Source organism: Salinibius halmophilus (assembly GCF_003577475.1).
Lineage (GTDB): Bacteria > Pseudomonadota > Gammaproteobacteria > Pseudomonadales > Natronospirillaceae > Salinibius > Salinibius halmophilus.
The window spans coordinates 42,497-67,066 of sequence record NZ_QPEP01000003.1 but is presented as its reverse complement, the minus strand read 5'-3'; the positions used below and the strand labels follow the sequence as shown (position 1 = coordinate 67,066).

At 47.9% G+C, this 24,570-nt stretch carries 20 protein-coding genes; 15 read left to right on the top strand and 5 right to left on the bottom strand.

Annotation, left to right across the window (positions count from 1 at the left end; translation table 11 throughout):
* Positions 1–334: 334 nt before the first annotated feature.
* From DUW71_RS03700 to DUW71_RS03680, 5 genes are all read left to right on the top strand, one after another.
* Positions 335–2,389: a motility associated factor glycosyltransferase family protein gene (locus DUW71_RS03700; protein ID WP_119393893.1), complete on the top strand. Its 2,055-nt coding sequence runs from the start codon at positions 335–337 to the stop codon at positions 2,387–2,389.
* Positions 2,390–2,559: 170 nt separating this feature from the next.
* Positions 2,560–6,135 (top strand): flagellin N-terminal helical domain-containing protein, encoded by a 3,576-nt coding sequence (locus DUW71_RS17980; RefSeq protein WP_119393892.1) that lies wholly within the window; start codon positions 2,560–2,562, stop codon positions 6,133–6,135.
* Positions 6,136–6,202: 67 nt separating this feature from the next.
* A complete protein-coding gene (locus DUW71_RS03690) occupies positions 6,203–6,610 on the top strand; it encodes a flagellar protein FlaG (RefSeq protein WP_119393891.1) in 408 nt (135 codons plus the stop codon).
* Positions 6,611–6,749: 139 nt separating this feature from the next.
* Positions 6,750–10,628 carry a flagellar filament capping protein FliD gene (fliD, locus tag DUW71_RS03685; RefSeq protein WP_119393890.1) on the top strand — a complete coding sequence of 1,293 codons (3,879 nt, stop codon included), beginning with the start codon at positions 6,750–6,752 and terminating at the stop codon, positions 10,626–10,628.
* Between the two features lie 298 nt (positions 10,629–10,926).
* A complete protein-coding gene (locus tag DUW71_RS03680; protein ID WP_158583856.1) occupies positions 10,927–11,388 on the top strand; it encodes an REP-associated tyrosine transposase in 462 nt (153 codons plus the stop codon).
* Between the two features lie 184 nt (positions 11,389–11,572).
* Here the strand turns inward: DUW71_RS03680 and DUW71_RS03675 are convergent, their stop codons facing one another.
* Positions 11,573–11,782 carry a cold-shock protein gene (locus DUW71_RS03675; RefSeq protein ID WP_119393888.1) on the bottom strand — a complete coding sequence of 70 codons (210 nt, stop codon included), beginning with the start codon at positions 11,780–11,782 and terminating at the stop codon, positions 11,573–11,575.
* Positions 11,783–12,185: 403 nt separating this feature from the next.
* Between DUW71_RS03675 and DUW71_RS03670 the strand changes: the two genes are divergently transcribed.
* The 7 genes from DUW71_RS03670 (at position 12,186) to DUW71_RS03640 (ending at position 17,935) form a co-directional block, all read left to right on the top strand.
* Positions 12,186–12,440: a BufA1 family periplasmic bufferin-type metallophore gene (locus tag DUW71_RS03670; RefSeq protein WP_119393887.1), complete on the top strand. Its 255-nt coding sequence runs from the start codon at positions 12,186–12,188 to the stop codon at positions 12,438–12,440.
* A 2-nt stretch (positions 12,441–12,442) separates the two neighbouring features.
* On the top strand, positions 12,443–13,294 hold the full coding sequence (locus tag DUW71_RS03665; protein ID WP_119393886.1) for a DUF692 domain-containing protein: 852 nt from the start codon (positions 12,443–12,445) through the stop codon (positions 13,292–13,294).
* Positions 13,278–13,928 (top strand): hypothetical protein, encoded by a 651-nt coding sequence (locus tag DUW71_RS03660; RefSeq protein WP_119393885.1) that lies wholly within the window; start codon positions 13,278–13,280, stop codon positions 13,926–13,928. Before DUW71_RS03665 ends, DUW71_RS03660 begins: the two co-directional genes overlap by 17 nt.
* 23 nt (positions 13,929–13,951) lie before the next feature.
* Positions 13,952–14,428, top strand: coding sequence for a DoxX family protein (locus tag DUW71_RS03655; RefSeq protein WP_119393884.1), 477 nt, complete (start codon positions 13,952–13,954; stop codon positions 14,426–14,428).
* Positions 14,425–16,023, top strand: a complete 1,599-nt coding sequence (locus tag DUW71_RS03650; RefSeq protein WP_119393883.1) for an ATP-binding protein — start codon at positions 14,425–14,427, stop codon at positions 16,021–16,023. The genes DUW71_RS03655 and DUW71_RS03650 overlap by 4 nt, the downstream gene beginning before the upstream one ends.
* Complete coding sequence (locus tag DUW71_RS03645) at positions 16,020–16,628, top strand: response regulator transcription factor (RefSeq protein ID WP_119393882.1); 609 nt, start codon at positions 16,020–16,022, stop codon at positions 16,626–16,628. Before DUW71_RS03650 ends, DUW71_RS03645 begins: the two co-directional genes overlap by 4 nt.
* A 449-nt stretch (positions 16,629–17,077) precedes the next feature.
* On the top strand, positions 17,078–17,935 hold the full coding sequence (locus DUW71_RS03640; RefSeq protein WP_119393881.1) for a type 2 periplasmic-binding domain-containing protein: 858 nt from the start codon (positions 17,078–17,080) through the stop codon (positions 17,933–17,935).
* Between the two features lie 149 nt (positions 17,936–18,084).
* Here DUW71_RS03640 and DUW71_RS03635 read toward each other — a convergent pair whose 3' ends face one another.
* Genes DUW71_RS03635 through purM form a run of 4 tightly spaced genes read right to left on the bottom strand, consistent with a single transcriptional unit; the run spans position 18,085 to position 21,508 of the window.
* On the bottom strand, positions 18,085–19,083 hold the full coding sequence (locus DUW71_RS03635; RefSeq protein WP_119393880.1) for a 2-hydroxyacid dehydrogenase: 999 nt from the start codon (positions 19,081–19,083) through the stop codon (positions 18,085–18,087).
* 15 nt (positions 19,084–19,098) lie between these two features.
* Positions 19,099–19,809: a DUF3108 domain-containing protein gene (locus DUW71_RS03630; RefSeq protein WP_119393879.1), complete on the bottom strand. Its 711-nt coding sequence runs from the start codon at positions 19,807–19,809 to the stop codon at positions 19,099–19,101.
* Positions 19,810–19,817: 8 nt separating this feature from the next.
* Positions 19,818–20,465: a phosphoribosylglycinamide formyltransferase gene (gene purN / locus DUW71_RS03625; protein WP_119393878.1), complete on the bottom strand. Its 648-nt coding sequence runs from the start codon at positions 20,463–20,465 to the stop codon at positions 19,818–19,820.
* Positions 20,465–21,508 (bottom strand): phosphoribosylformylglycinamidine cyclo-ligase, encoded by a 1,044-nt coding sequence (gene purM, locus DUW71_RS03620; protein WP_119394137.1) that lies wholly within the window; start codon positions 21,506–21,508, stop codon positions 20,465–20,467. Before purM ends, purN begins: the two co-directional genes overlap by 1 nt.
* Positions 21,509–21,647: 139 nt before the next feature.
* On the opposite strand from purM, the gene DUW71_RS03615 reads away from it, so the two are divergent.
* Genes DUW71_RS03615 through hda form a run of 3 tightly spaced genes read left to right on the top strand, consistent with a single transcriptional unit; the run spans position 21,648 to position 24,490 of the window.
* The gene (locus tag DUW71_RS03615) at positions 21,648–22,700 is read left to right on the top strand and encodes a DUF2066 domain-containing protein (RefSeq protein WP_158583855.1); all 1,053 of its coding nucleotides are present in this window, start codon (positions 21,648–21,650) and stop codon (positions 22,698–22,700) included.
* A gap of 24 nt (positions 22,701–22,724) precedes the next feature.
* Complete coding sequence (locus tag DUW71_RS03610) at positions 22,725–23,792, top strand: AI-2E family transporter (RefSeq protein ID WP_199671143.1); 1,068 nt, start codon at positions 22,725–22,727, stop codon at positions 23,790–23,792.
* The gene (hda, locus tag DUW71_RS03605; protein WP_119393876.1) at positions 23,789–24,490 is read left to right on the top strand and encodes a DnaA regulatory inactivator Hda; all 702 of its coding nucleotides are present in this window, start codon (positions 23,789–23,791) and stop codon (positions 24,488–24,490) included. The genes DUW71_RS03610 and hda overlap by 4 nt, the downstream gene beginning before the upstream one ends.
* Positions 24,491–24,570: the final 80 nt, after the last annotated feature.

The following is a 24,570-nucleotide window of genomic DNA, read 5'->3' as shown; positions in this document are numbered from 1 at the left end:
ATGGATTTCAAAAGCTTGACTACCCATTGCTTGCGAATCAATCCAATTTAAAGCAGGAGTCGTGCCAAAAAAAGTATTGGGTTTCAGTGCTTATTTAAGGAAATCTGTCAAACAGTTGACACATCATGCCAGTTTTACTCCAGAGTCAAAAGTTTGTCGGAAATCTGTTGCCACTCTGTCGTTGGGTCCTTGGTTCTTGAGGCAAACAAGAGAATGTGTGATTTATTGTTAGTTGGTCTGGTATTTGCATTGTTTTTTCAATTAGAAGTGATTGGACAGTACACCGTTACTTGGTCTTGGTTTTAGAGTTGTGGTTGTTAACTAGGGGTAGAATGTGCGTGATATAAACTTTTTGTCTGATAATCTAGCGAAGAATTTAAAATTTTTTGAAAAAAAATATCCTCAATTGTTTCAGATGTATTCAGGGTATAGCCCGAAAAAGTACAAGTTGCACTATGATCCAACTTCTGATGACTTTAATTTACTATTGGATGGTGTAGCTGTTTATAATTTTGGAATGGAACAGCATTACAAAGAGAGCGCTAGAGATTTTTTATCAGAAGTTTCTGAAAAAAGTGTTGTTCGTACGTTTGCTTTGCCAACCAAAAATGACTTTAATCCAAATAGGTTTTTTTATGGGCATTTGCACCGTTATATGGATAAAATTAATCCAAGTGACAAAGTAAGAAATAGGTATTTAGTAGGAAGTCGGATACCTTTGCTTGTTTTTTTTGGTGTGGAGTCGGGGTTGCATGTTGATGAAATATTGAATCATAGAGAAGTCGATCAGATTGTATTTGTAGAAAAAGATCCTGAGCTTTTCTACTATAGTTTGATGTTTGTTGATTGGGGTAAGATTTGTGGAAAGTTTTTGAATGTAAGAAATAAAGCGATAAGTTTTATAATTTTTGGTGGTGATTCAAGGGTTTCTGAGAGTAATGTTCAAAATATTTTGCATAATGACCTTTGGAATCAGCTATATTTTAGAGTTCCTATCTATCCTTTGATGACATTTTCTGTTTTTTCGGGGTTGTCAACTGATTTCTATAAAGGGATTTTGCAATCAGTAAAAGATAAGCTGATTGCTCACGTGACTTCTTGGGGGTATTATGACGATGATATAAATCAGATTAATCAGTTTTTCCACAATGCCCGACAGTCTCCACGGATCTTAAGAGCTAACGCTGTTAAGCCTACGGATCGGTGGGCCATAATATGCGGCAATGGACCATCATTGGATGATGCTGCTGAGTTCATCAGATCGAATAGGGACAAGTTGTTTGTAGTTGCAGCATGCAGTGCGCTTCATACGCTAGTAAACCACGGCATAAAGCCCGATTTGGCAGTTTCATTAGAATCTGACTATTCGACCTTGTCTGCATTCAAGCTAATGCCAGCGGACAAAATTCGGGATGTGCCATTTGTGGGTGCGCTTCAAATTCACCCAGGTACATTTGAGTTGTTTAACCATTCCGCGTGTTATCTAGGGTCGGAAACATCGTTCCTTAGTTTGTTGAATGGTGAGCTAGATATTGTTCATGGTGACCGACCAACTGCTACGAACTCTGCATTTTCAGTAACATGCACTCTTGGTTTTAAAAAACTAATACTAACCGGCTTGGATTATGGCTACGTTGAGGGTGATCGACACCATTCTAAAAAGTCATTTTATTATGACGGATCCGCAAACGAAAACTTAAATAAGGTAGCAAGAGGGATTGAAGAAAAGTCATACTTCAAAGAAGAAAATGTTCATGGCCGCATTTATACAACAACGGTATTTGACTCAGCAAAACAGCGTTTAGAGCAGGCTGTTGCGCATTATAGGCCTAATGTTGTACTTAATTTTTCCAAAGGCTTAACGATAAAAAATGCAAGATTTGTCGATTTGGGGCTTCTGGAGGAGGTTATGTCTGAGGCGACGGTGAATGATGTTGATGTTAAATCTGTGTTGTCAAGTTTCGAAGAGTTTGACGGATCCATCATTTCTAGCTACGAAAACCAGATAATCGATTTTATTAGAGAAAGCTCAAATAAAATATTGTCCGTTGTTAGAAATGTGACTGCAACCGAAGAGTCCGTTTATGAGGCCATTGTAAAGTTTCACACCATATTGCCTCAGACAGCTGAGCGAGCTCGGCAACAACCGTTCTTCCTCATTCGGGGGGTGCTGTGGTGGTATTCGTTAGCGCTTTACGGCTCTATAAAGAGTGTTGATGAACTAGATATCGAGTGTCTGGTGGATGAGTGGAAAAAGTCCTTAGAAAAGCTATGTACGCAATGGTCTACCCATGCAGAATTCTTTCTCTCTGACTTGTCTAATGATGATCCTAGGCTCGGCCTCACCATCAATGACCCTGAACCTGACTGGCAGTTGTTTTTCCGCTAGCTGTCTATCTGCTTCTCGAGCGCTTTGATTTTTTGGTGAGATGTAAAAAAAGTCTAAAGTTGGTTAAAATGCCGCCGATACTCATAGCCGTAACGTTAACACCGACCACTCAAGGTTGGCTGAATAGCCCTAGGAACCTGAGATGGCCGGAAGGCTAGGGGGAAACAATCATGCCTCAAATTATCAATACTAACATTGCGTCTTTGACGGCCCAGCGTAACTTGGATCGCTCACAGTCTGCTAATGAAACAGCGCTGAACCGCCTGTCATCCGGCCTACGCATCAACAGCGCCAAAGACGATGCGGCAGGTCTGGCAATTTCGACTCGGTTCGAATCACAAACCAAAGGTTTGGCAGTGGCCATTCGTAACGCAGGTGACGGCATCTCGCTCTCACAAACTGCCGAGGGTGCACTGCAGTCAATGACGGACGGCCTACAGCGTATTCGAGAGCTAGCGGTTCAGTCATCGAACGCCACTAACTCAGACGATGACCGCTTGGCACTGCAAGCCGAGGTAAAACAGTTAGTGTCGGAAATTACCCGTACCTCCGAAGAAACCACCTTTAACGGCCGTAAACTGTTTGATGGTGACTTTAATGGCACGTTCCAGATTGGTGCAAATGCAGGCCAAACCGTTGACATCGAAATTGGTGAGTTGACTGCTGCTAAGTTAGGGGCGTCCGATCAAGTGGGCGTCACGGCAGTTGGTTCTAACAGTGCAATTGAAAATGGTGATTTGACTATTAATGGTGTAGCCATCGCTGCATCAAAAGCTGAGGATGATACAGCTTCAACCGCGGAATCCGCCGCATCAGCAATTGCAAAAGCTGCGGCAATAAATCGCTTCACAGATCAAACGGGTGTGAAGGCTTTTGCTAATGAGAACGTTGCTGCTGGTAGTGAGATGTCCGGGTCGGTAACCTCTGGTACGCTCAAGCTCAATGGCGTCGAAATTGAATTGTCAACTACCACTAATACGTCGCAAACACGAGCAGCGGTTGAAGAGGCGATTAACTCGGTTGCTAACCAAACAGGCGTTCGGGCTATCGCCGGAGAGTCGGATGCGGAAGGGGTGACTCTTATAGCCGAGGATGGGAGAAATATAGAGCTTGACCTTGATTTTTCGGGAACTTTAACTGCTGCGGCAACTGGTTTGGCTTCGGACGCACAGGTTTACACAGGTGGCTATACTTTAATTGCCGAGGGCGACGTTAAATCCATTGAGATTGAAGGCGGCAATGGTACTGGTAAAGGTGATATCGACAATGCCGGCCTTGTGGCTGGCACATATGACCGCGCGACGGCAGTGAATGTTAGTGAAGTAAAAACCGGTGCAGAAAGTGCTGCGTCAATTGGTGGTGGATCAATTGAAGGCACGTTAACAAAAACAGCGGCAAACTTTACTGCTGTTGGTGATGCGGCTGGTACAGCCGTAAACACTTTTACTACAGCTGTTGCTATAACGAATGATTTGGTTGTGTCCTTGGGTGCGACCGGCACAGGGACTATTGTCGCTGCAGATGTTGTAGCGGCTATGGCTAATGGATCTGCGGGCATTACGGGTCGAGTTGCAGGTGTTACAGCTTTTGAGAAAATAGACTTAACTCTAAACATTGCTGAATTTGGTAATTCTGACACAGCTGCAGGCTCATTTACCATTGACAATCAAGTCTTTAGCATACCAGCAGAAGCATCGACTAGTTTAAATGATGCATCTGAGCAACAAGCTTATGCTGAGAATTTAGTTGATAGTATTAACAATGCAACGTTCACAGGGGTTGCTTCGTCAGACGGCGGCTATGTCGTTGCTAGTTTATCGGCAGATAAGTTGTCTGTAAATGTTTCTATACTCAACGCAGGTAGCTCCTCTTTAGCTTTCGGTACTGATGGCACCGCAGACATTGGTGTTGTGATGAATGGCGGTGCGAGTGACGCTGATTTTGCTGTTGGTGCGTCCACTAATGAGATGCAAGGTAACCTAGTCTTTGTGTCAGATAATGCTAATGATGTTGAGTTAACGTTCTCTAATGGCACTGGCGCTACTGATTTCTTTACAACAAATGGGGTAGTAAAGTCGCTCAATAGTTATGGTACTGAACCAACAGGTATTAGTACTGAGTCTGAAGTAGACATAAACATTAAAGTGGGTACTCAAGATTTAAGTCCTATTACTATTGCTGCTGGGAGTAATGTTTCAGACATCGCAGCTCAAATTGATGCTGAAGACGGCGTGAGTGCCTGGGAAGAAATTTCTGTTACTTTCACTGCTCAAAACCTAGAGGCGGGTGATCAACTTACCTTGACTGGCGGGAGTAGTGGCGCTTCATTTACAATCACATCAAACTCTGCGGGTAATGTGACGTTAGCGTCAATTGTCGATGATTTTAATAATGCGGACTTTGCAACTGAAGATTTGCAGGTCTCCGCCGAATTAGCGGCCGATGGAAATAGCTTCACGCTAAATATTAATAATTATAGTAGCAACAATGTTCAGATAAACTCTACAAATAGTCAAGGTAGGGGCTTATCCAGTGGGTCTACTCAAATTAGCACCGAAGCTGTTTCAGTTGGTGGCAAGGTTGCGTTTCAATCTGATACTGGCGAGGACGTTACTGTCTCTATGTCAGATCCAGAGGCGACAGGCAAACTGTTCACAGGCTCTAGTGGCTCTGGTACCTACGATGGTATTAACGGCCTACAGGATGGTGATCTATTAATAAATGGTGTATCGATAGGTTCCGCTAAAGTGGGCGAAGATACTGCTTCGGCTGTACTCTCGTCAGATGGCTTTAAAATTCAAAGTTCTGAAAAATCATTGTCTGGTATCGCCGTTGCAGCTGCCATTAATGAAGTGTCAGAGGAAACCGGTGTGACTGCCACTGTACTGGCTACAGAAGTAGTTGGTGGTGAAGGAGCCGAAGCTGCCGATGCTCAAGACTTTTCTGTGGGAGATGAGGCTGGTATTTACTTGAATGGTGTAAGTGTCGGTACTGTTACGCTGCAGGCTGAAGGGGATGGCGTGACAATTGATCTAGACCGCGCTCGTGCTGATGCGCTGAACCTCATCAATCAAAATTCCGAGAAAACTGGTGTTATGGCTGTCGACAATGGTGAGTCTTTGACTCTCACCGCTAGCGATGGACGCAATATATCAGTAGCGATCGATGATCGCTCAGGAAACTCGGATTCAATTGGTAAGTTGTTTGGTCTTGATAAGGCTGTTGATGGCATTGGTGAGAGTACATTCGGTGCCAGTGAAAATGGCACTAATGCTAAATCAAGCGCCGAAGCGCAGACCTACGAGACAACATACAGCCAAGTGAAGCTTGAAAGTGCAGGGACTTTTGAAGTGTCAGTGGGCACCAATGGTGCTGATGAAGTTGAGGCGTTAGGTTTAAGTGTTGGCACCTTCGGCGGCGGTGAAGATGGTCAGTTCTTAAAAGACATCGACATCTCAACCTTTGAAGGGGCGCAGGCGGCAATTACCGCGGTAGATAACGCTCTGGATACGGTAGCCAGTACTCGTGCAGACTTGGGTGCGATTCAAAACCGCTTTGAATCGACCATTAGTAACCTCACGATTACGTCTGAGAACCTAACGGCTGCGAACTCTCGTATTCGAGATGCCGACTTCGCTGCCGAAACGGCGGAGCTAAGTCGAACCCAGGTGCTACAACAGGCCGGTATTTCGATCTTGGCGCAGGCGAATCAGCGACCACAGCAGGTACTGTCGCTACTGGGTTAATCGTCGGCTAGTCCGACCGGGTGGGGCGCCTAGCGCCCCTTGGTTCTAATAGGTCAGGAGGTGTGATATGAGTGAGATTAATCTCAACACCACACGCCCAGCAGTAGATGCTGGCGGCAAAAAATTGCCGCCGGAGCCTACAAAAAAGGCCGATCTTGCAACGCAAGAGGTTGAACCTGCACTGGTTGCTAAAGCCGAAGCAAAAGCTGATAAAGCGAATGAAGACGCCCAAGCACAGCAGACAACTAACCCAGAAGCAATGCAGGACGTGGTGGCAAAACTCAATGACCATGTTCAAAACATTGAACGCAAGCTCAACTTTCAAATGGATGAAGACAGTGGCCGTACCATTGTCCAGGTGTTTGATAAAGAAACCGACGAGCTGATTCGGCAAATTCCCAACGAGGAAGCGCTAGAGTTGGCGCGAAATTTGAAAGACAACGAGCCATTCGGGTTGTTCTCAGCCCAGGTTTAATGGCTTTGTAAATTGCTCGCTACAAAAATGGCGAGCAACTTAACCAAACAGGTGTTAAGAATAAGGCAGTTAAGCCGACTATTCTTACACCTGTTTTTTGTTGTCTGGTGGTTTGGCTAGGCATTGCACGAGGTGAACCATGGCGAGCATTGAAAGTTTAGGTATTGGCTCAGGATTGCTAACCAATGAACTGGTAGATCAGCTAGTGAATGCTGAGCGTAAACCAGCAGAGTTGCGCCTAGATACCAAAACGGCAAAAGTAGAAGCGCAAATCTCTGCTTATGGCACCTACACCACTACGCTGTCTAAGCTGCAGCAGAAAGCAGAAGCTTTGGCCGACAGCAAATCGATACTAAAAGTAAATGCCAACATTAGTAACGACGATGCCCTGTCGGTCACCACCTCAAGTTTGGCCGAGGAAGGCAATTATCGAATTGCCATCGACCAGCTAGCTCAAGCACATTCGCTGGCATCTACACGGTTTGAAGGGCTCGACGACGCCGTCGGCACCGGCACGCTAAGCATTCAGTTAGGCGAGTACACCTACAACCCAGATGGCACCATAGATACCTTTAGTCAAAACGAAGAGGTCGCTGGTTTTGATATTGAAATCGATTCGAGCAACAACACCCTGCAAGGCATTCGGGATGCGATTAATAACGCTGATGGTGGCGTGCAAGCGTCGTTAGTGAACGACGGCCAGGGGTTTCGTTTGTTGTTGTCGTCTAAACAAACCGGTAAAGAATATGCCATGCGCATTGAAGCAACCGGTGATGCCGGTTTGCGCCAATTGGCGTACAACGAGACTCAACAAGACCCAACCGCCAATATGGACGAAACCCAGCAGGGTACCAATGCCAATATCTCGGTTAATGGCTTAGCCATTACCTCAAAAAACAACCTTGTGGCAGATGTGATTAAGGGCGTTACCCTTAATTTAAAAGAAACAACAGGCAGCTCTATTTCGCTCGACTTAAGCCGCGACACACAAGGCATGGCCACCAAAGTAGAAGAGTTTGTGGAGGCCTACAACGAGTACCGCACCGTGTATTCAGAGGTCACCAAGTACGACCAGAACGAAAATGTGGGTGGTTTGTTAAATGGTGATTCCACCATTCGACGAGTGAATAACCAGGTGCGGTCTTTGATGACAGGCATTGTGGATGGTTTAGGCGATGCATCTGTACGTTCGTTGGCAGATATCGGCGTGTTTACCGATTCCACCGATGGCTACAAGCTAGCGTTCGACAGCGCCAAGTTTACTGCCGCACTCAGTAACAATGCTAAAGACGTGGCCGGTTTGCTCGCCACAGATGTGCAAACAACCGACAGCTCTATTCGCTACATTACTCGCTCGGCCGATACCGTGCCAGGTGAATACGATATCACGGTAAGTAAACTTGCCACGCAAGCTACTTTAGTTGGGCAAACAACGGCTGCTTTAGCATTTACATCGCCGGTGGTAGTAGATGGCTCGAATGATTCGTTTCGCATGTCGGTGGATAACAGCGAGTTTACCGTTAATTTAGAGCAGGGTAGTTACGCTACGGGCGAAGACTTAGCACTGGCGTTGCAAAATGCAATCAATCAGTCGGCACCGGCTGGAAAAGGGGTAACCGTCAACTTCGACGACGCCCAAGACAGGTTCAGCGTTACCTCTAATAAGTTTGGTAGCAAGTCAGAAATTGAATTTGTCTCTGCCGATCCTTCGGTGGCTAATACCTTCGGGTTATCTCCATCTGGCCAAGGTGAAATTGCTGGCGCCCAGTACGCTACGTTAAACGAAGCCGCGTTTGCTGCCACCACAACCGGTGGCATTAAAGAAGTGCAGCCAGAAAACGGTATCGACTTCGCTAACAATACGGTTAGCTTTGATATTTCGGTCGACGACAATGGTGTTGTGAACAGCGCAAGCATTGTGTTGGATGAAGATTGGTCGGATATTGTGGATTTGAACGGCAATGTCACAACCGATCGCAACCGTGATGACGCTCTGTTATATATTCAGTCGGAACTGAACTCACAAGGCATGACCAATGTTACGGCTGAGTTCGACAAGTTTAACCGCTTAACCTTTAGAACCGATGCGGCAGCCAATAGCCAAACGATTACGTTGTCGAATGTGGCTACCACGGGTGCAGATGTGCTTGGGTTGCAGAACCAAACGGCCACAAGTGGCAAAGTGGTAGACCCTGGTACAGAGTTTGAAATTGCCATTAGCAACCGTTTAGGCGACACGTCGTCTGGCACCATTACAATTCCAGACGGTACATATCAAACAGGCGATGAACTGGCCGCTGCCATTCAAGCGGCCATCAATGCCGACCCAGCCATTGCCGGCTCGGCAGCCGGTGCAACAACCGAGGCGGGCTCGCGCGACTTGTCGGCGGTTAACTTTACCGACGACCCAGCCGAAATTGTGCTCAATATTAATGGCAGCGAGCAAACCTTCAGTTTTACCACAGGCGATGGCTCTGATCCGTTGGCCGATTTAAATGCCCAGTTAAATGCACAAGGGGTTGAAGCAACATTAGAAGCAAATGGCGCTTTGGTGCTAAATACCATTGCTACGGGTGCAACAGAGTCGTTAGCGGTTGTTAGTGACGGGCGAGGCGCGCGTACAGCAGCGGGTTCGCTCGACTTATCAACCGATATTGATTTTTCTACCAACAACGCAGTGTTCACCCTAGGCATGGCTGGGCAAGAGTTTGAAGTAACGGTAGACGGCGCGACCGCCGGTACCGATGCGCAAACCAGGCTCGCTGCGATTCAGTCGGCGATTGATGAAGCGTTGCTAGCGGAAACTGGCGACACCTTTGCCGCTGGCGATATTGTTGCCAAGCTCGATGCTTCAAACCAAGTTTATTTTGAGTCGGTCGCCAAAAATGGTGAGCAAACACTTGATACCTTTGGTGCTGACGCTGCCATAGAAATTGTTAGTGCCGATACCTCGGGTAGCAATACCGACCTAGGCCTCGTAGCGGCTAATTATGCCGATGGCAAAGACGCGCTAGGGCTATCTAGTGGCTCGTATCAAGGTTTTGATGGTGCTGCTACGGTGAGCTATGTGCAAGATGGCTCAGCCACTGGTGGCTTCAATATTTTGTTCGACAACCAGACCACAGTAAGCATTAGTAACCCAACGTTAACGGCTATCTCGCAACTTGGTTTGAGTGCTGAGGCAGTTTCTACCAGCGCGCAAGCCACAGGCGAAGATGTTGAAGGCACAATTGGTGGTGTGGAAGCCATTGGCGATGGTCAGGTACTCACAGGGGCTGCAGGCAACGAAGCCGCAACCAATGGTTATTTATTGGGTGGTGCAGGTTGGGATTTTGACTCCGGCTCGGCACTGGTAACCAGCAGTAACAATACACTCAAGCTAACCATTGATGGCACACAAAGTGGCGAAATTACCGTTCCCGAGGGTGCCTATGCGTCGGGGAATTCCTTAGCCGACGCGCTAAAAACAGCGATTAACGGCGACTCTGCCTTGAGTGCTGCCAATAAATCTGTTGATGTTCAGTTCGACGAAAACACAGGTATTTTTGGCATTTTTTCGGTGAGTAAAGGTGAGCAGTCAACAGTAAAAGTGGACGAAATCACCAGTGGCGGTACGGCGTTATTTGGTTTTACCACTACTACCGCTGGGGTAAATGGTAAAGACGCCGTGGGTGAAGAAAGCCCAGCAAAAGACATTAAAGTTCGCGTTACAGGCGGTAGCCTTGGCGAGCGCGGTTCGGTTAACTTTGTTCAAGGTATCGCCGAAGACCTAGAAACCCTATTGCAAGACATGCTTTCAAGAACCGGTTTTATCACTAAACGAACCGAAGCGCTCGAAAACGAAAAAGCCGATATCGAACAGGAGCGAGCTGACCTTGATGCACGCATGCTGCAAGTGGAAGAACGCTACAAGTCGCAGTTCTTGTTTAACGATAAAATCATCAGCCGCCTAAAAACCACGGAAGATTTCCTCAAACAACAATTCGAAGCCATGGCCGCCGCAGCCAGCGCCAAGTAGGTTTCACAAACCGAAGGTTTGGGAAACAAGTACAAGCAACAGGCATTCAGGATAAAGCGTAGGTTTCACAAACCAAAGGTTTGGGAAACATTGATCGGTAGCGATACACGTTGCCCGGCGCAAAAAAAACGCGCCGTACAACCTACGATGATCATTCGTAGGTTTCACAAACCAAAGGTTTGGGAAACAAGTACAAGCAACAGACATTCAGGATAAAGCGTAGATACAAGGTTTTACAAACCGAAGGTTTGGGAAACACCAACCGAAAAAACACCATACGATCTAAACAAGGATGTTTATGAAATATCGCCGGGTATTTATCAAAGGTGGTCACTATTTCTTTACTGTGGCAAGCAATCACCGTGCGCCTGTTTTTATTGATAACATTGATGCCATTCGCAATGGATTGCGTTACGCAAAAGAAAAACACCCTTTCGATATAGAGGCATCGGTTATCTTGCCGGATCATTTGCACATGATCTGGAAGTTACCCGAAGATGACGCAAATTTCCCATTGCGTTGGCAGCTCATCAAGAAGCATGTAACCCGCTCTGTGGGGCGAAACATATGGCAGCGACGGTTTTTTGAGCATGTTTTACGGGACGATCATGATTGGCAGATGCATGTTGATTACATCCATTATAATCCCGTCAAACATGGATATTGTGAGCGTGTTAGCCAGTGGCCGTATAGTTCATATCGCAAGTTTTATGGCGACAGTGAAATTGAAATCAAGGCAATAGATATGGATTTAGAGTAGGTTTCACAAACCAAAGGTTTGGGAAACATTGATCGGTAGCGATGCACGTTGCCCGGCGCAAAAAAATGCGCCGTACAACCTACGGGGGATTTGATGCATCCGGGCGAAGGTTTGGGAAACAAGTGGCCCAAAAAACAAAAACGCCGCGAATGCGGCGTTTTGGGCTGAACTGTAGTGCTTAAAATTAAGCTTCTACAACTTCTTCAGCTTGTGGGCCTTTTTGGCCTTGAGTGATTTTGAACCGAACCTGTTGGCCTTCTTTCAAAGTCTTGAAGCCATCCGATTGAATAGCGCTGAAGTGTACGAATACGTCAGGGCCGTTCTCTTGTTGGATGAAACCAAAGCCTTTAGATTCGTTGAAGAACTTAACAGTTCCGGTTACTTGATCTGACATTACTTTACGTCCTAAAAAAATTATTTCTTTCCAGCCCAAATTGCAACGCGGCAGTTGGTGTGCACTGGAACATGGTGCTCGTAATGCAGTTCAAAGGCCAACAAAGCGACTTAAGCTTTTAGCAGCATACACTAGCTTTTGGCTTTTACAAATGAATATTGGATAAAAATGCATCAATGTTTTCGCCTATCACTACCGTGGTAAGTATTTCTCCTCATATAACCCCGCGTTCGTGCGAATGTCCGCATCCATGGCCTTGCTCTAACTTTATTAGTGTCGAAACGACACAGGCTTCATAGAGATTTTACTCTGGCAACTAGACTCCCGCCGTCGCGGGAGTGACCAGTAGTCGAACCAAGAACTTAAAGCCTGTTGATTATTTAACAATGTTGGAGAGAAAATTATGAAACATTCAGCCAAACTTGCCGCTACAACACTTGCCGGTATGATCGCATTAGGCGCAACTAGCCCAGCACTAGCCAAAGACAAAATGGAAAAGTGCTACGGCGTTGCTGAAGCTGGCCAGAACGACTGCGCCACAGCCACGAGCTCATGCGCTGGTACGTCAACAGCTGATGGCCAGGGCGATGCATTTTTGATGGTACCAGAAGGTACTTGCGACCGCTTGGTTGGCGGCAGCACTGAGCCAATGGCTTAACAATGAAGCTGCCACGTCAAATGGGTTTAGGCTTGCGTGCGCCGCTACATGCGCAAGCCTTAGCTAACCCAACAGCGGTTGGTTTTTGGGAAGCGCATACCGAAAACTATTTGCGCCCAAGTTACGCGCAGGATGTTTTGCTTACGCTAGCGCAGTATCGGCCAATAAGCTTACATGGCGTGGCAATGTCGTTGGCGGGTCCCGACCCGCTAGACGACAAGTTACTGGCTCAAACGGCCGGGCTAATCGAAAAAGTTAAGCCGGCTGCCATTAGTGAGCATTTTGCTTGGTCGCTAGCCGGTGGTAGAACCTTTAATGACCTACTGCCTGCACCCCTGCTGCGCAGCACGCTCAATCATATGGTAGCGCGAGTGGACCATGTGCAACAAAAGCTAGGGTGTCAGATACTCATCGAAAACCCTTCTACGTATTTAGAGTTTATCGAGCAAGAGCTAAGCGAGCCTGAGTTGCTCAATGAGCTTGCCCAGCGAACCGACTGCGGGCTACTGCTAGACCTCAATAATTTGCGGGTGAACGAGCTCAATCATGGCTTAAGTGCAGCCACCTACTTAAACAATATTTATTGGCCTTCGGTGCAAGAGTTGCATGTGGCGGGTTATCAAACTGAGGTAATCCAAGGCCAAAGCGTGGCGATAGACTCTCATGCGGCGAGTGTGAGCCCTGCGGTGTGGCGATTATTTGAACGCGTGATTGATAAGCATGGCGCAATGCCTAGTCTGCTAGAGCGCGATGGCAATATTCCCAAGTTGGAAGCATTGCTTGCTGAAGTCGCTACTGGAAAGCAAATAATTGACCAGCATAGCTTGGAGCATACTGATGCAATGGCCGAATGATGCGTATCAAATAGCGCAAGATATACTGCAGGGTAACAACAACCCCCACATAAAAGCCTGTGGTATTGACGGGCGGCTGCAAATTCATAGCCGCCATATGTGGCATACCCTAACGCTGGCCCTACAAACGGATTTCCCAAGCTTTGCCAAACATGAACAAGCTGTGCATTGGTGGCATCTGTTTATAGCCGCTCAGCCGGTTGCTCAGCTTACTGAGCTGCCAGAAAAGTTTGTCGCTTGGTTAACCGAGCAAGATATTAGCAGTGATTGGCTGGCGCGCGCGCGATTCGATTTAGCCTGCCAGCAAGCACTGCATCAACCGTCGGCTCGCCAAGCGCCTATGCCCGAACACTTCAACAAAGTGACCACACTGGCTGCTTTAGTGGCTCTGGAGTACAACCCACTAAACAACTGGCACAAGGCAAAAACCTATTTGGCCCTGCGCCGAGAGGGCAACAGGATAGCGCAATATCCATTAAGTGCTGCAGACTTTGCTTTGCTGACCAGTATGCCCAAGCTGGGGTTAATGGCTGCGCTCACTCAGGTACTTGAAACAACGCCCGATTTCCCAGCCAATTCAAGATTACCGGCGCTGTGGCAAGCCAACTTAATTGGCGAGCCGAGAACTGCCTAGCCCAATCACTACCGGAGATTACGATGAATCACCTACTACAAAATAAGATAACCCACTCTGGTCAGTTGGTTACCAACATAATGGTGGCGCTGGTTGAGTTAATAAACCGCTATACCGTTGCCATGGTGTTTTTAACATCAGGCTGGCTTAAACTGCAGAATTGGCGCACAACCGAGTATTTGTTTGAGTATGAGTACCAAGTGCCACTGCTACCATGGCAACTGGCCATGTACTTTGGTACGGCAGCTGAAATGGTATTGCCACTTTTGTTAATTGCTGGCCTTGCTAGCCGATTTAGCGCCGCATCGCTGTTTTTAGTCAACTTAGTTGCCTATATTAGTTATGCTCATGTGTTAAACGAGCGCCCGATTGCTGGGCTAGACCACCAGTTGTGGGCACTGATGCTGTTAATCGCAGCAGTGCGTGGTGGTGGGCTGCTATCGCTCGATCAACTGTGGGTATGGTGGCAAAACAAGCGCTTAACAATGGCCGTTAAATGATACGAAAGATTGCTCTATTTTCTGCTTTAGTGCTGCTGGTATTAGCAGCACTATGGTCCTCTAATTGGTTGCGCATGTACTCAGCACCACTGGCCTTGGTGTGGCCAGCGAGTGGCTTGGCTGTGTTCCTGTTTTGGCGCTTTGGCTATCGTGCAGCACTACCCATCGCATTGGCCTCTGTTGTCTATAGCATTTATCAGGACAAGGCAGTGTTAACCGTTGTCACGTCGGCCTTTGCCATTGTCAGTACGGGTGCCATTGCCTTATGGGCATTGCGGCAATGGCGGGTTGACTTAGCATTTCAGCGAGCTGGGGATGCACTTAAGTTTTTTGCCGTTACTATTGCCGCGACCGCGTTAAGTTCTTTGCTTACGGCCACACTCGATATTCTTGGCAGTTGGAGTACTTGGCAAGAGGTCAGCAAGGTTTGGTGGGCTTGCTGGCTTGCCGAGGCCATGGGCATCATTTTGCTGCTGCCGGTGCTAACGACATGTCAGCAGATGAAAGTAAAAAATTGGCATGAGCTAATTTTGATTACCCTAGCCGTCGTGGTCAATGCATGGCTGGTTTATGGCGATGTTTTACCTTATGGCTGGGCCATGAGCTTGCCACTCACTTATACTATTTTCCCGCTGATTATTTGGGCGTCGTTTCGCCTAAACAACCCATGGTTGGCGCTACTTCTATTGCTTAACGGTGCAGCGGGTATTCTTGGCACACGCCTTAGTATGGGGCCGTTTGTACTAACTAGTGCAAGTGAGAGCGCGCTAGCATTGCATGGCCATTTAGCGCTCGTTAGTATTACCGCACTCATGCTAAGTGGGGCCATGGTTGAGCGGCAAAAAACTCAGCAGCGCCTGCGAGCCAATCAAGAAGCCTTGGCGCGTTCCAGCCGTATTAACGATATGGGGCAGCTTGCAGCTGGTCTTGCCCATGAGTTAAACCAACCACTCACCGCGATTATGACCTTTTCGCAAGCCGCCCAGCGCTTGGTTGCCCAACACAATAACGACCCAGACGTGCAGGCTGCTATGCAGCGAGTGGTAGCGAATGCGCAGCGTGCTAGCGATATTATTAAACAAATGCGCGCTTTTGTGCGCAATGAAGTACCAAACGCCGAGTGGCATAACGTAACGACCTTAGTAAACGACGCCGTGCGCTTAATCAGTTTTGAAGCGAAGCGCCAGCACGTTCCTATTTTGGTTGATATTGCCGAGCCAGTGCAGGTATATGTGGCAGAAGTATCGTTTCACCAAGTACTAGTTAACTTGTTGCAGAACTCACTGGAAGCGCTGGCAGAGCACCAGCGCCCAGAAGTTAGAATTAAAATCAGCTACAAGCTTGGTAAGGTGACGATTGTCATTAGTGATAATGGCCCTGGTGTGCCAGAGCATTTAATTAGCACTTTATTCGATCCATTCGTTAGCTCAAAAGCCAATGGTATGGGGCTTGGTTTAAACCTTAGCCAAAGTATTATTGAAAGCTTTGACGGCAAACTCGAATATGCTGGCAGCAAGCATGGGGCCGTATTTACCATTCAATTAACGGCAGAGCCAGTAAGTGCGCAAGGGGCAAAAAAGGAGTACACAGCATGAGTGATTACACAGTTCATGTGGTAGACGACGAGCCCGATGTGCGTGGCGCCGTGCAGCTACTATTGAAGTCTATGGGTTATACCGTTATCTGCTACGAGAATGGCCAAAGTTTTCTCGAACAATTTAGCGGCCAGGGCAGTGGCTGCATTATTTTAGACGTGCGCATGCCTGGTAAAAGTGGATTGGCCGTGCAAGAGGCACTCATTGATCAAGGTTGCTTGCTGCCAATTATTTTTATGTCGGGTCATGGCGACATTCCTATGGCGGTTAAAGCAGTGCAACGCGGCGCGCTCGACTTCCTAGAAAAGCCATTTAATGATCAAGCCTTACTCGACCTAGTAGAGCGAGCCAAACTAACCTGTGCTCAACACACCCAAACACAGGCCGAAATTAGCGAAATTCAACAACAGATGGCCGAGTTAACCCCACGCGAAAAAGAAGTGATGCAATGCCTAGTAGAAGGCTTGTCTAACAAACTCATTGCCCGAAAATTAGATGTAAGCCCACGTACCGTTGAAATCCACCGCTCACGCGTTTTCCAAAAAATGCAGGTTGAAAACGCCCAGCAGCTTGTCAAACGAGTCGTGCAGGTGCGTTCGTTGTAGGTTTTACAAACCAGAGGTTTGGGAAACAAACCCATTCGTCATCCCCGAGTGCCTTTACGGGCCAGTCATCCCCGAGTGATTTTATCGGGGATCCAGCTTAATAGGTTTGAATCTGGCGACTAGACTCCCGCCTGCGCGGGAGTGACTGTTACCGGGCCAGTCATCCCCGAGTGATTTTATCGGGGATCCAGCTTAATAGGTTTGAATCTGGCGATTAGACTCCCTCCTGCGCGGGAGTGACTGTTACCGGGCCAGTCATCCCCGAGTGATTTTATCGGGGATCCAGCTTAATAGGTTTGAATCTGGCGACTAGACTCCCGCCTGCGCGGGAGTGACTGTTACGCGTCTACTGTTGCCCGGCGCAAAAAACACGCGCCGTGCAACCTACCAAAGCAAAACGTGATTTGTAACTGTGTTTGACTATACTCCAATGCAGCTAGGAGTATTGTATGCGCATTTTTCTTATTGCTATTTTGTTGTCAGCAAATGTTGCGGCCACGACAGTGACTACTATCCCTCCGCAGTCGGAGTTTGATGCGAGTCACGGTTACTTCATTGCTTTGCTTGAGTTGGCATTAAGCAAAACCCAGCCCACACATGGCGATTATCAAATTAGTTTCAGTAACCGGTTTGAACAAGGCCGTGCCATTCAAGATTTAAAAAACAACGGTACTATTAATGTGTATTGGGCTGGCACTAGCATTGAGCGCGAGCAAGAGATCAACCCCATTCGCATTCCTCTTGTTAAGGGCATGTTAGGCATGCGCTTATTTGCCATTAAAGAGGAAAGCCGAGCGCTCTTCGACCGAATTGAATCTTTAGATGAGCTAAAGCCGCTGAACGCCTGCCAAGGCACGCATTGGCCAGACTCAGATATATTGGAGTCGGCTGGTATTGCAGTTTATCGCGTTGCCGCATATGAGCTCATGTGGGGGATGCTTGAACGCAAGCGTTGTCAGTATTTTCCTCGTGGTGTGCACGAAATCTTTGCTGAAATAGACGTGCGCAAAGAAGAGTACAATAATTTAGTTATCTACCCAGACACTGGCGTTTACTACCCGTTCCCAATGTACTTTTTCACCGCCAATGATAACCCTGAGTTAGCTGAGCGAATTGAGCAAGGCCTAGAAATGGCCATCGATGATGGCAGCTTTGAGGCATTGATGCGCAACCACGAAGCCACCAAACATTTGTTCCCACTGTCGCAATGGCAACGGATAAATTGGATATCAATCGATAACCCAACATTACCTAGCACCGCCAACCCAACCGATGAGCGTTATTGGTTTTTGCCGAGTTCCCGGTAGGTTGTACGGCGCAGGCGGTCATTCCCGCGCAGGCGGGAATCTAGTTGTATGGTTTACGCACTGCAAGCTAGACACCCGATAAAAGCACTCGGGTGTGACGCCTATTAGACTAGACACCCGATAAAAGCACTCGGGTGTGACGAAGGGGTTTATTTACCTGTAGTGACCTGGTGCATGTCTTCAAAGCGGCCTTCGGCAAAGGCATTCAAGTTGCTGAATGTTACTTTGGCGATGGCGGTGAGTGCTTCTTTGGTAAAGAATGCTTGGTGACCAGTGATAATCACGTTAGGGAAGGTTTGCAAGCGGGCGAAGGTGTCGTCTTGCAATACGTTATTGGAGTAGTCTTCGAAGAATAGGTCTTCTTCTTCTTCGTAAACATCTAACCCTACGTGTCCGATTTGGCCTGATTTAAGCCCTTCAATCACGGCTGGTGTATCAATGAGGCCACCACGGCTGGTGTTGAGCAGCATAACGCCACGCTTCATTTTGCTGATCGTGTAGGCATTAATAATGTGGTACGTCTGGCTCATTAATGGGCAGTGCAATGAGATGACATCACAACGGTTGAGCAAGGTATCTAGGTCTAAAAACTCAAAACCTAGCTTTTGTGCTTCATTGCTTGGGTAGGGGTCGTAGGCCACTACTTTGCAGCCAAACCCCTGCATGATTTTGCCAAAGCACACGCCAATTTTACCGGTGCCGATCACGCCAACTGTTTTGCCGTTGAAGTCAAAACCTAGTAGACCATCGAGCGAGTAGTCGTTTTCACGTACTCGGTTATGGGCACGGTGCAGGTTGCGGTTTAAGCTCAAGGCCAGTGCCGCAGCGTGCTCGGCAACGGCGTAGGGGCTGTACTCTGGCACGCGAACAATGGGTAGCTCTAGTTGCTCGGCAGTTGGTAAATCAACATTGTTAAAGCCAGCACAACGCATGGCAACAAGTTTGATGCCATTATCTTTCAGTGCAACCAGCGTATCGCGATCAAGAGTATCGTTAACAAAGCAGCAAACCACGTCAAACCCTTTGGTCAAGGGTACAGTTTGGCTATCTAGGTGTGGTTCAAAAAACTCCAACTCATGTTGACCTTGGTTAATTTCACCTAGGTAGGTTTGGTCGTATGGTTTCGCAGAAAATACTGCAACCTTCATGATTATGCTCCTTTGTTACTGATCAGCAGTTGCGCCAACAATTGGCTCGCCAGCATAGTTGCCTGACTGCAGCAGTACTTCGTATGTGATTTTATTATCAACTTCGCGTCGCCAGCGAACGGGTATATACCCGTAGTCGTTGGCGAACCAGTAGTAATTTTTTTCGTTGCCGCGATTACCCTGTGTTTGCTCCACTAGGGTAACGCTAAGTTTGCCTACTTTGGTATTCATTAAGCCAGCCCGTGCTACACGATAAGCCTCGGCTTTCGAGCTATTCCAAGTGATGCGCTGTTGCTGCCATTCGGTTTTACCTAACCTAAGTTGCTGCCCCATATGTAGCATGCTAGTGAGTGGGTCTAGGGTATTGCGGTTGGCGGTGCGAAAGGCATCGCCATTCACTGTGCCCTCAATCCACTGCTCACTAAATTGGTAGCTTTTTTCTTCTTTGATAAAGGTTAGCTGAGTCAGCGCGTCATAGCGCAGGGGGGTGATTTGATTATTCTGCCAGTTGAATATGGCCTGTTCTTGCTGTTTGCCAATGGCTGCTCGGGCATCTAGTCTCGCTGTCCACTGATTGCCTGTTTCTTGAAGGGTCAATTGGCCATTGGCTTTTACATCGATAAAACCGTACTGAATGGCCTGCATGTCAAGCGTAAACGGGGAGAGTGGCATGGCTAACGCCATGGAATGAGCAGTTAACACTAGTAGCAGGCCAAGCAGTCGCATCGTCACCTCTAATCGTAGTTTTGGCGCAACTGTTCGCGAGAGATAGGCAGGTTGTCTAACAAGGTTGTTTGGCTATCTTGCATGACCACCCGGCCTTGCGCGATCCATTGCACGGCTAATGGGTAAATCTTATGTTCACCACGATGAACCTTAGCTTGCAGGGTGTCCGTGTCATCGTCCGCTGCAATAGGTACCACGGCTTGCATAATACTAGGTCCGGCATCGAGTTCTGGGGTAACAAAATGTACGGTCGCACCGTGCTCAGTTTCCCCTGCCGCAATAGCTCGAGCGTGCGTGTCTAACCCAGGGTATTTAGGCAGCAAGCTAGGGTGAATGTTAATCAGCTTACCCAGGTAATGATCAACAAACTGTTCAGTTAAAATACGCATAAATCCCGCCAGTACAACCAAGTCTGGTTGCCAAGCATCGATTCGTTCGATCATCGCTTGATCGAAACTTAAGCGGTCAGTGAAGTCTTTGTGGCTAATGACGGCGGTGGCAATACCTGCTTTCTGTGCACGAATAAGGCCGAACGCATCGGCCTTATTCGATAGTACCCCAACGACCTCGTAGTCAGTGTTGGGGTGGTCGAGAATGGCTTGTAAATTGCTACCGCTGCCCGAGATTAATACAACAACTCGGCAACGCTGGCTCATTACTGGTGCTCACCTTCTACAATAACAGCTTCACCGTCACGGCCAGCGGTAATTTCACCAATTTGGAATGCTTGCTCGCCTTGCTCGTTAAAGAAGTTGATCGCATCTGCTGCTTGCTCTGCTGGTACGACGAGCACCATGCCAACACCACAGTTGAATGTACGATACATTTCCGTTGCATCTACGTTGCCGTTTTCTTGCAACCACTGGAATACTTCTGGCATCGCCCAAGTTGACGCATCAATCTTGGCAGTCGTGTTGTCTGGCATCACACGTGGAAGGTTTTCTAATAAACCACCACCGGTAATGTGCGACAGCGCGCGAACATCAAATTTTTCAATTGCCGCCAAGACAGGCTTAACGTAAATGCGAGTTGGCTCAAGCAGGGTTTCACCCAATGTGCTGTCGCCAAAGGCTTGAGATAGGTCGGCGCCAGAAACTTCGATGATTTTACGAATCAGCGAGTAGCCATTTGAGTGTGGGCCACTTGATGCTAGGGCAATAAGGGCATCGCCAGCAGCCACTTTGCTGCCATCAATAACGCCGTCTTCTTCCACTACGCCCACGCAGAAACCAGCTAGGTCGTAGTCGTCGCCATGGTACATGCCCGGCATTTCAGCGGTTTCACCACCCACAAGGGCAGCACCAGCCAGTTCACAGCCTTTGCCAATACCCGTTACGACATCGGCAGCAACGTCGACATTCAGTTTGCCTGTGGCATAGTAATCAAGGAACAATAATGGCTCGGCGCCAGCAACGACTAAATCGTTTACACACATCGCCACTAGGTCGATACCGATGCTATCGTGAATATTTAGGTCCATCGCTAGTTTTAGCTTGGTGCCAACACCGTCGGTGCCTGATACTAGTACAGGGTTTTTGTACTTTTGCGGTAGGCGCGTTAAGGCGCCAAAGCCTCCAAGACCTCCCATTACTTCAGGGCGGCTAGTACGGCGGGCAACACCTTTAATTCGGTCAACCAGAGCGTTACCAGCATCGATGTCTACGCCGGCGTCTTTATAGCTGAGAGAAGGTTTTGTCATGAAGGCCTCAGGTTTGAATTGCTGCAATTGAAATTTGGGCATGTATTATAGCGACATGTGCCTTGCTAGCCTAGAGACGAGCGGAATAATTGTTATGCAAGTTGTGCAAGCGAACAACAAATTTACAAAGGAGAGGGTAATGCGCTACCTCATCAGTGTGTTGCTTTTATCGTTATCTACCCTTGGGTGGGCGGCGACAGAACTAGATATTTATCAGGCCTCACAAGTGCTGCGAGTGAATGCCGGTGCGCAAGAAGAGCGTGAAGCAACGCGCCAAGCCATGTTAGAAGTGATGATTCGCGCCACCGGGCGAACCGACCTGCAACTTGAGCAAATGCCACGCAACCCAGACAGCTATATTAGTGGTTTCGGTTACCTTGCTAGTGATGAAGTGCTGACTAACCGCTTAGGCGATGAGGTGCCAACCCAGCGTCTACAAGTCGACTTCGACCCTATTAGCCTGCAGCGTTTAGCTAACGACAATAACTGGGGGTTTTGGCCGAATGTGCGCCCAGACACGCTGTTGTGGGTCATGGTAGACGACGGTCGCAAGCGCACCGTAAGTGAATCGGATAATGATGACCTGGTGGCTGCCATCAATAACGTTAAAACGGCGCGAGGTCTATCCACTAGTTTACCATTGTGGGACACCCAAGATCAGTTTGCCCTGCCGCAAAGCTCGCTGTGGGGCTTGTTTAGCGAAGACATTATTCTTGCCAGCCAACGCTACGAAGCCGACTGGAATGTTGCGATTAAAATTCAGCAATCGGTGTCGGGTTGGCAGGGCACAGGGCTGGTGATCAATACTGGCCAAGAGCGCTTTGATGTGCGCGGTGAATCACCTGCCGAAGTACTTGAGCTGGCCCTACAGCAAGTGGCCGACTGGCAGGCCGCTCAATTTTCATTGTCATCAACTGGCTATGCCCAGGCGCAACTGGTATGGCAGGTATCTGGTATTAATAGTTATGACAAGTACCACGCGTTGCTGACTTATTTAACTAATAAAGTTGCGATACTGTCGGTACAGGTTGCTGCGGTAGATGCCGATCTCATTACACTGCAAATTGATAGCGCGGTCGATGAAGCAAGATTGTGGTCACAGCTGAGCTTAGAAGGGCGCCTGCAAGAAGCCGATACTAGCTTCCAGCAAGAGTCGCTGCGTTCGAATCGCTTATTCAACTGGCGCCGCTAAGCCGCGGCGAAAAGGATTGATGCCATGATATCAGAATCGCAAAAATGGTTTTTTCTTGTTGGGCTGGTGCTGTGTGCCGCTCTACTTTATACGTTGTCGCCTATTTTAACGCCGTTTTTGGTGTCGGCAGTGTTGGCGTATCTGGGTGATCCTATCGCCGACAAACTGGAGAAGTGGGGGCTGTCGCGCACGGCAGCGGTTTCGGTATGCTTTGCCGTATTAACTCTGGTGTTTGCCATTATCATCTTGATTGTGGCGCCGATGCTGGTGAATCAAATTAAAGTGTTGAGCGCACTTTTGCCAGAAATTAGCGCTTGGGTGCGCACGACTGCACTGCCCTATATTAATGAACGCACTGGCTTAACATTAGAAACATGGAACCTCTCGGCCATTAGTGAAGAGATTGACTGGGCGTCTACGGGTGGTATCGCTCGTTCTATTGTGGATAGCATTACCAGCTCGTCGTTGGCTCTGATAGGTTTTGGTGCCAACTTATTGCTTATTCCTGTTGTAACCTTCTATCTGCTGCGTGATTGGGATGTGCTAATTGAGCGCATTGGCTTGTTGATTCCGCGTCAATATATCGAAACCTCTTCAACGCTAGCGCGCGAGTGTCACTCGGTACTGGGTGCATTTATCCGCGGTCAGTTAATTGTAATGGCTGCCCTAGGCTTAATTTACTCCACAGGCTTGAGTTTGCTTGGATTAAAGCTTGGGTTGGTTATTGGTTTAATTGCTGGTGTAGGGTCCTTAGTGCCGTATTTGGGGACCATTATTGGCGTTGGTTTGGCATTGATCGCAGCATTTTTTCAGTTTGATAGCATTTGGCCTATTGTTGGTGTGGCGGCCGTTTTTATTGTTGGGCAAGTGTTGGAAGGCTCGGTTCTTACGCCTTTGTTAGTTGGAGATCGCATAGGATTGCATCCGGTAGCCGTTATTTTTGCCGTGCTCGCAGGTGGCCAACTGTTTGGCTTTACTGGGGTGCTCTTGGCATTGCCTGTGGCTGCCGTCATAATGGTGTTACTTCGCCATATGCATGCAAACTATAAAGAAAGCCGCCTGTACGGGGGCAAATCGGAGCCAAGCGAATGATTTCACAACCCAAGCAGTTGGCACTCGCCATTGGGTTAAATGAGCCACCATCATTAGATAACTTTTATGCCGACCAGCATAAAGGTGTACTAGATTTGCTCCGCGAGTTTGCTCGTGGTGGCGGTGAGCAGTACCTGTACCTTTGGGGTAAAAAAGGCTGTGGCGTGAGCCACTTATTAACCGGCGTGGTCGATGCAGCGCACGATAGCGGCGTAGTCAGTGCATACTTGTCGCTTGCCGAAGCCATTGATTATCCTACCTCGCTGCTTGGCGAACTCGACGATGTTGAGTTAGTCGCACTCGATGATCTAGATGCCGCTTTAGGCAATGACGAATGGGAAGTGGCACTGTTCCACTTGTTCAATCGTTTACGTGACAGTGGCCGAAAGCTCATTATTGGTTCCCATCATCACCCGTTTAAAGAAGCGGTAAACCTACCAGACCTTCGCAGCCGTCTCGCATGGGGGTTAGCGCTGCAAATTGAAGAGCTTGATGACAAAGGCAAAGAAGAGGCGTTGATAGAAGGCGCTAAAGCTCGCGGCCTTGAGCTAGCTCCAGAAGCAGCGCATTTTATTGTGTTACGTAGTGGCCGTGAAATTGGTGAGCTAATGACAGTATTGGATATGCTCGATGAGGCTTCTTTGGCACAGCAACGCAAATTAACCGTGCCATTTATCAAAACCTTTATGGGGTGGTAGGCCGGTCAACCCGAGTGATTTTATCGGGCTCGTCATCCCCGAGTGATTTTATCGGGGATCCAGCTTAATAGGTTTGAATC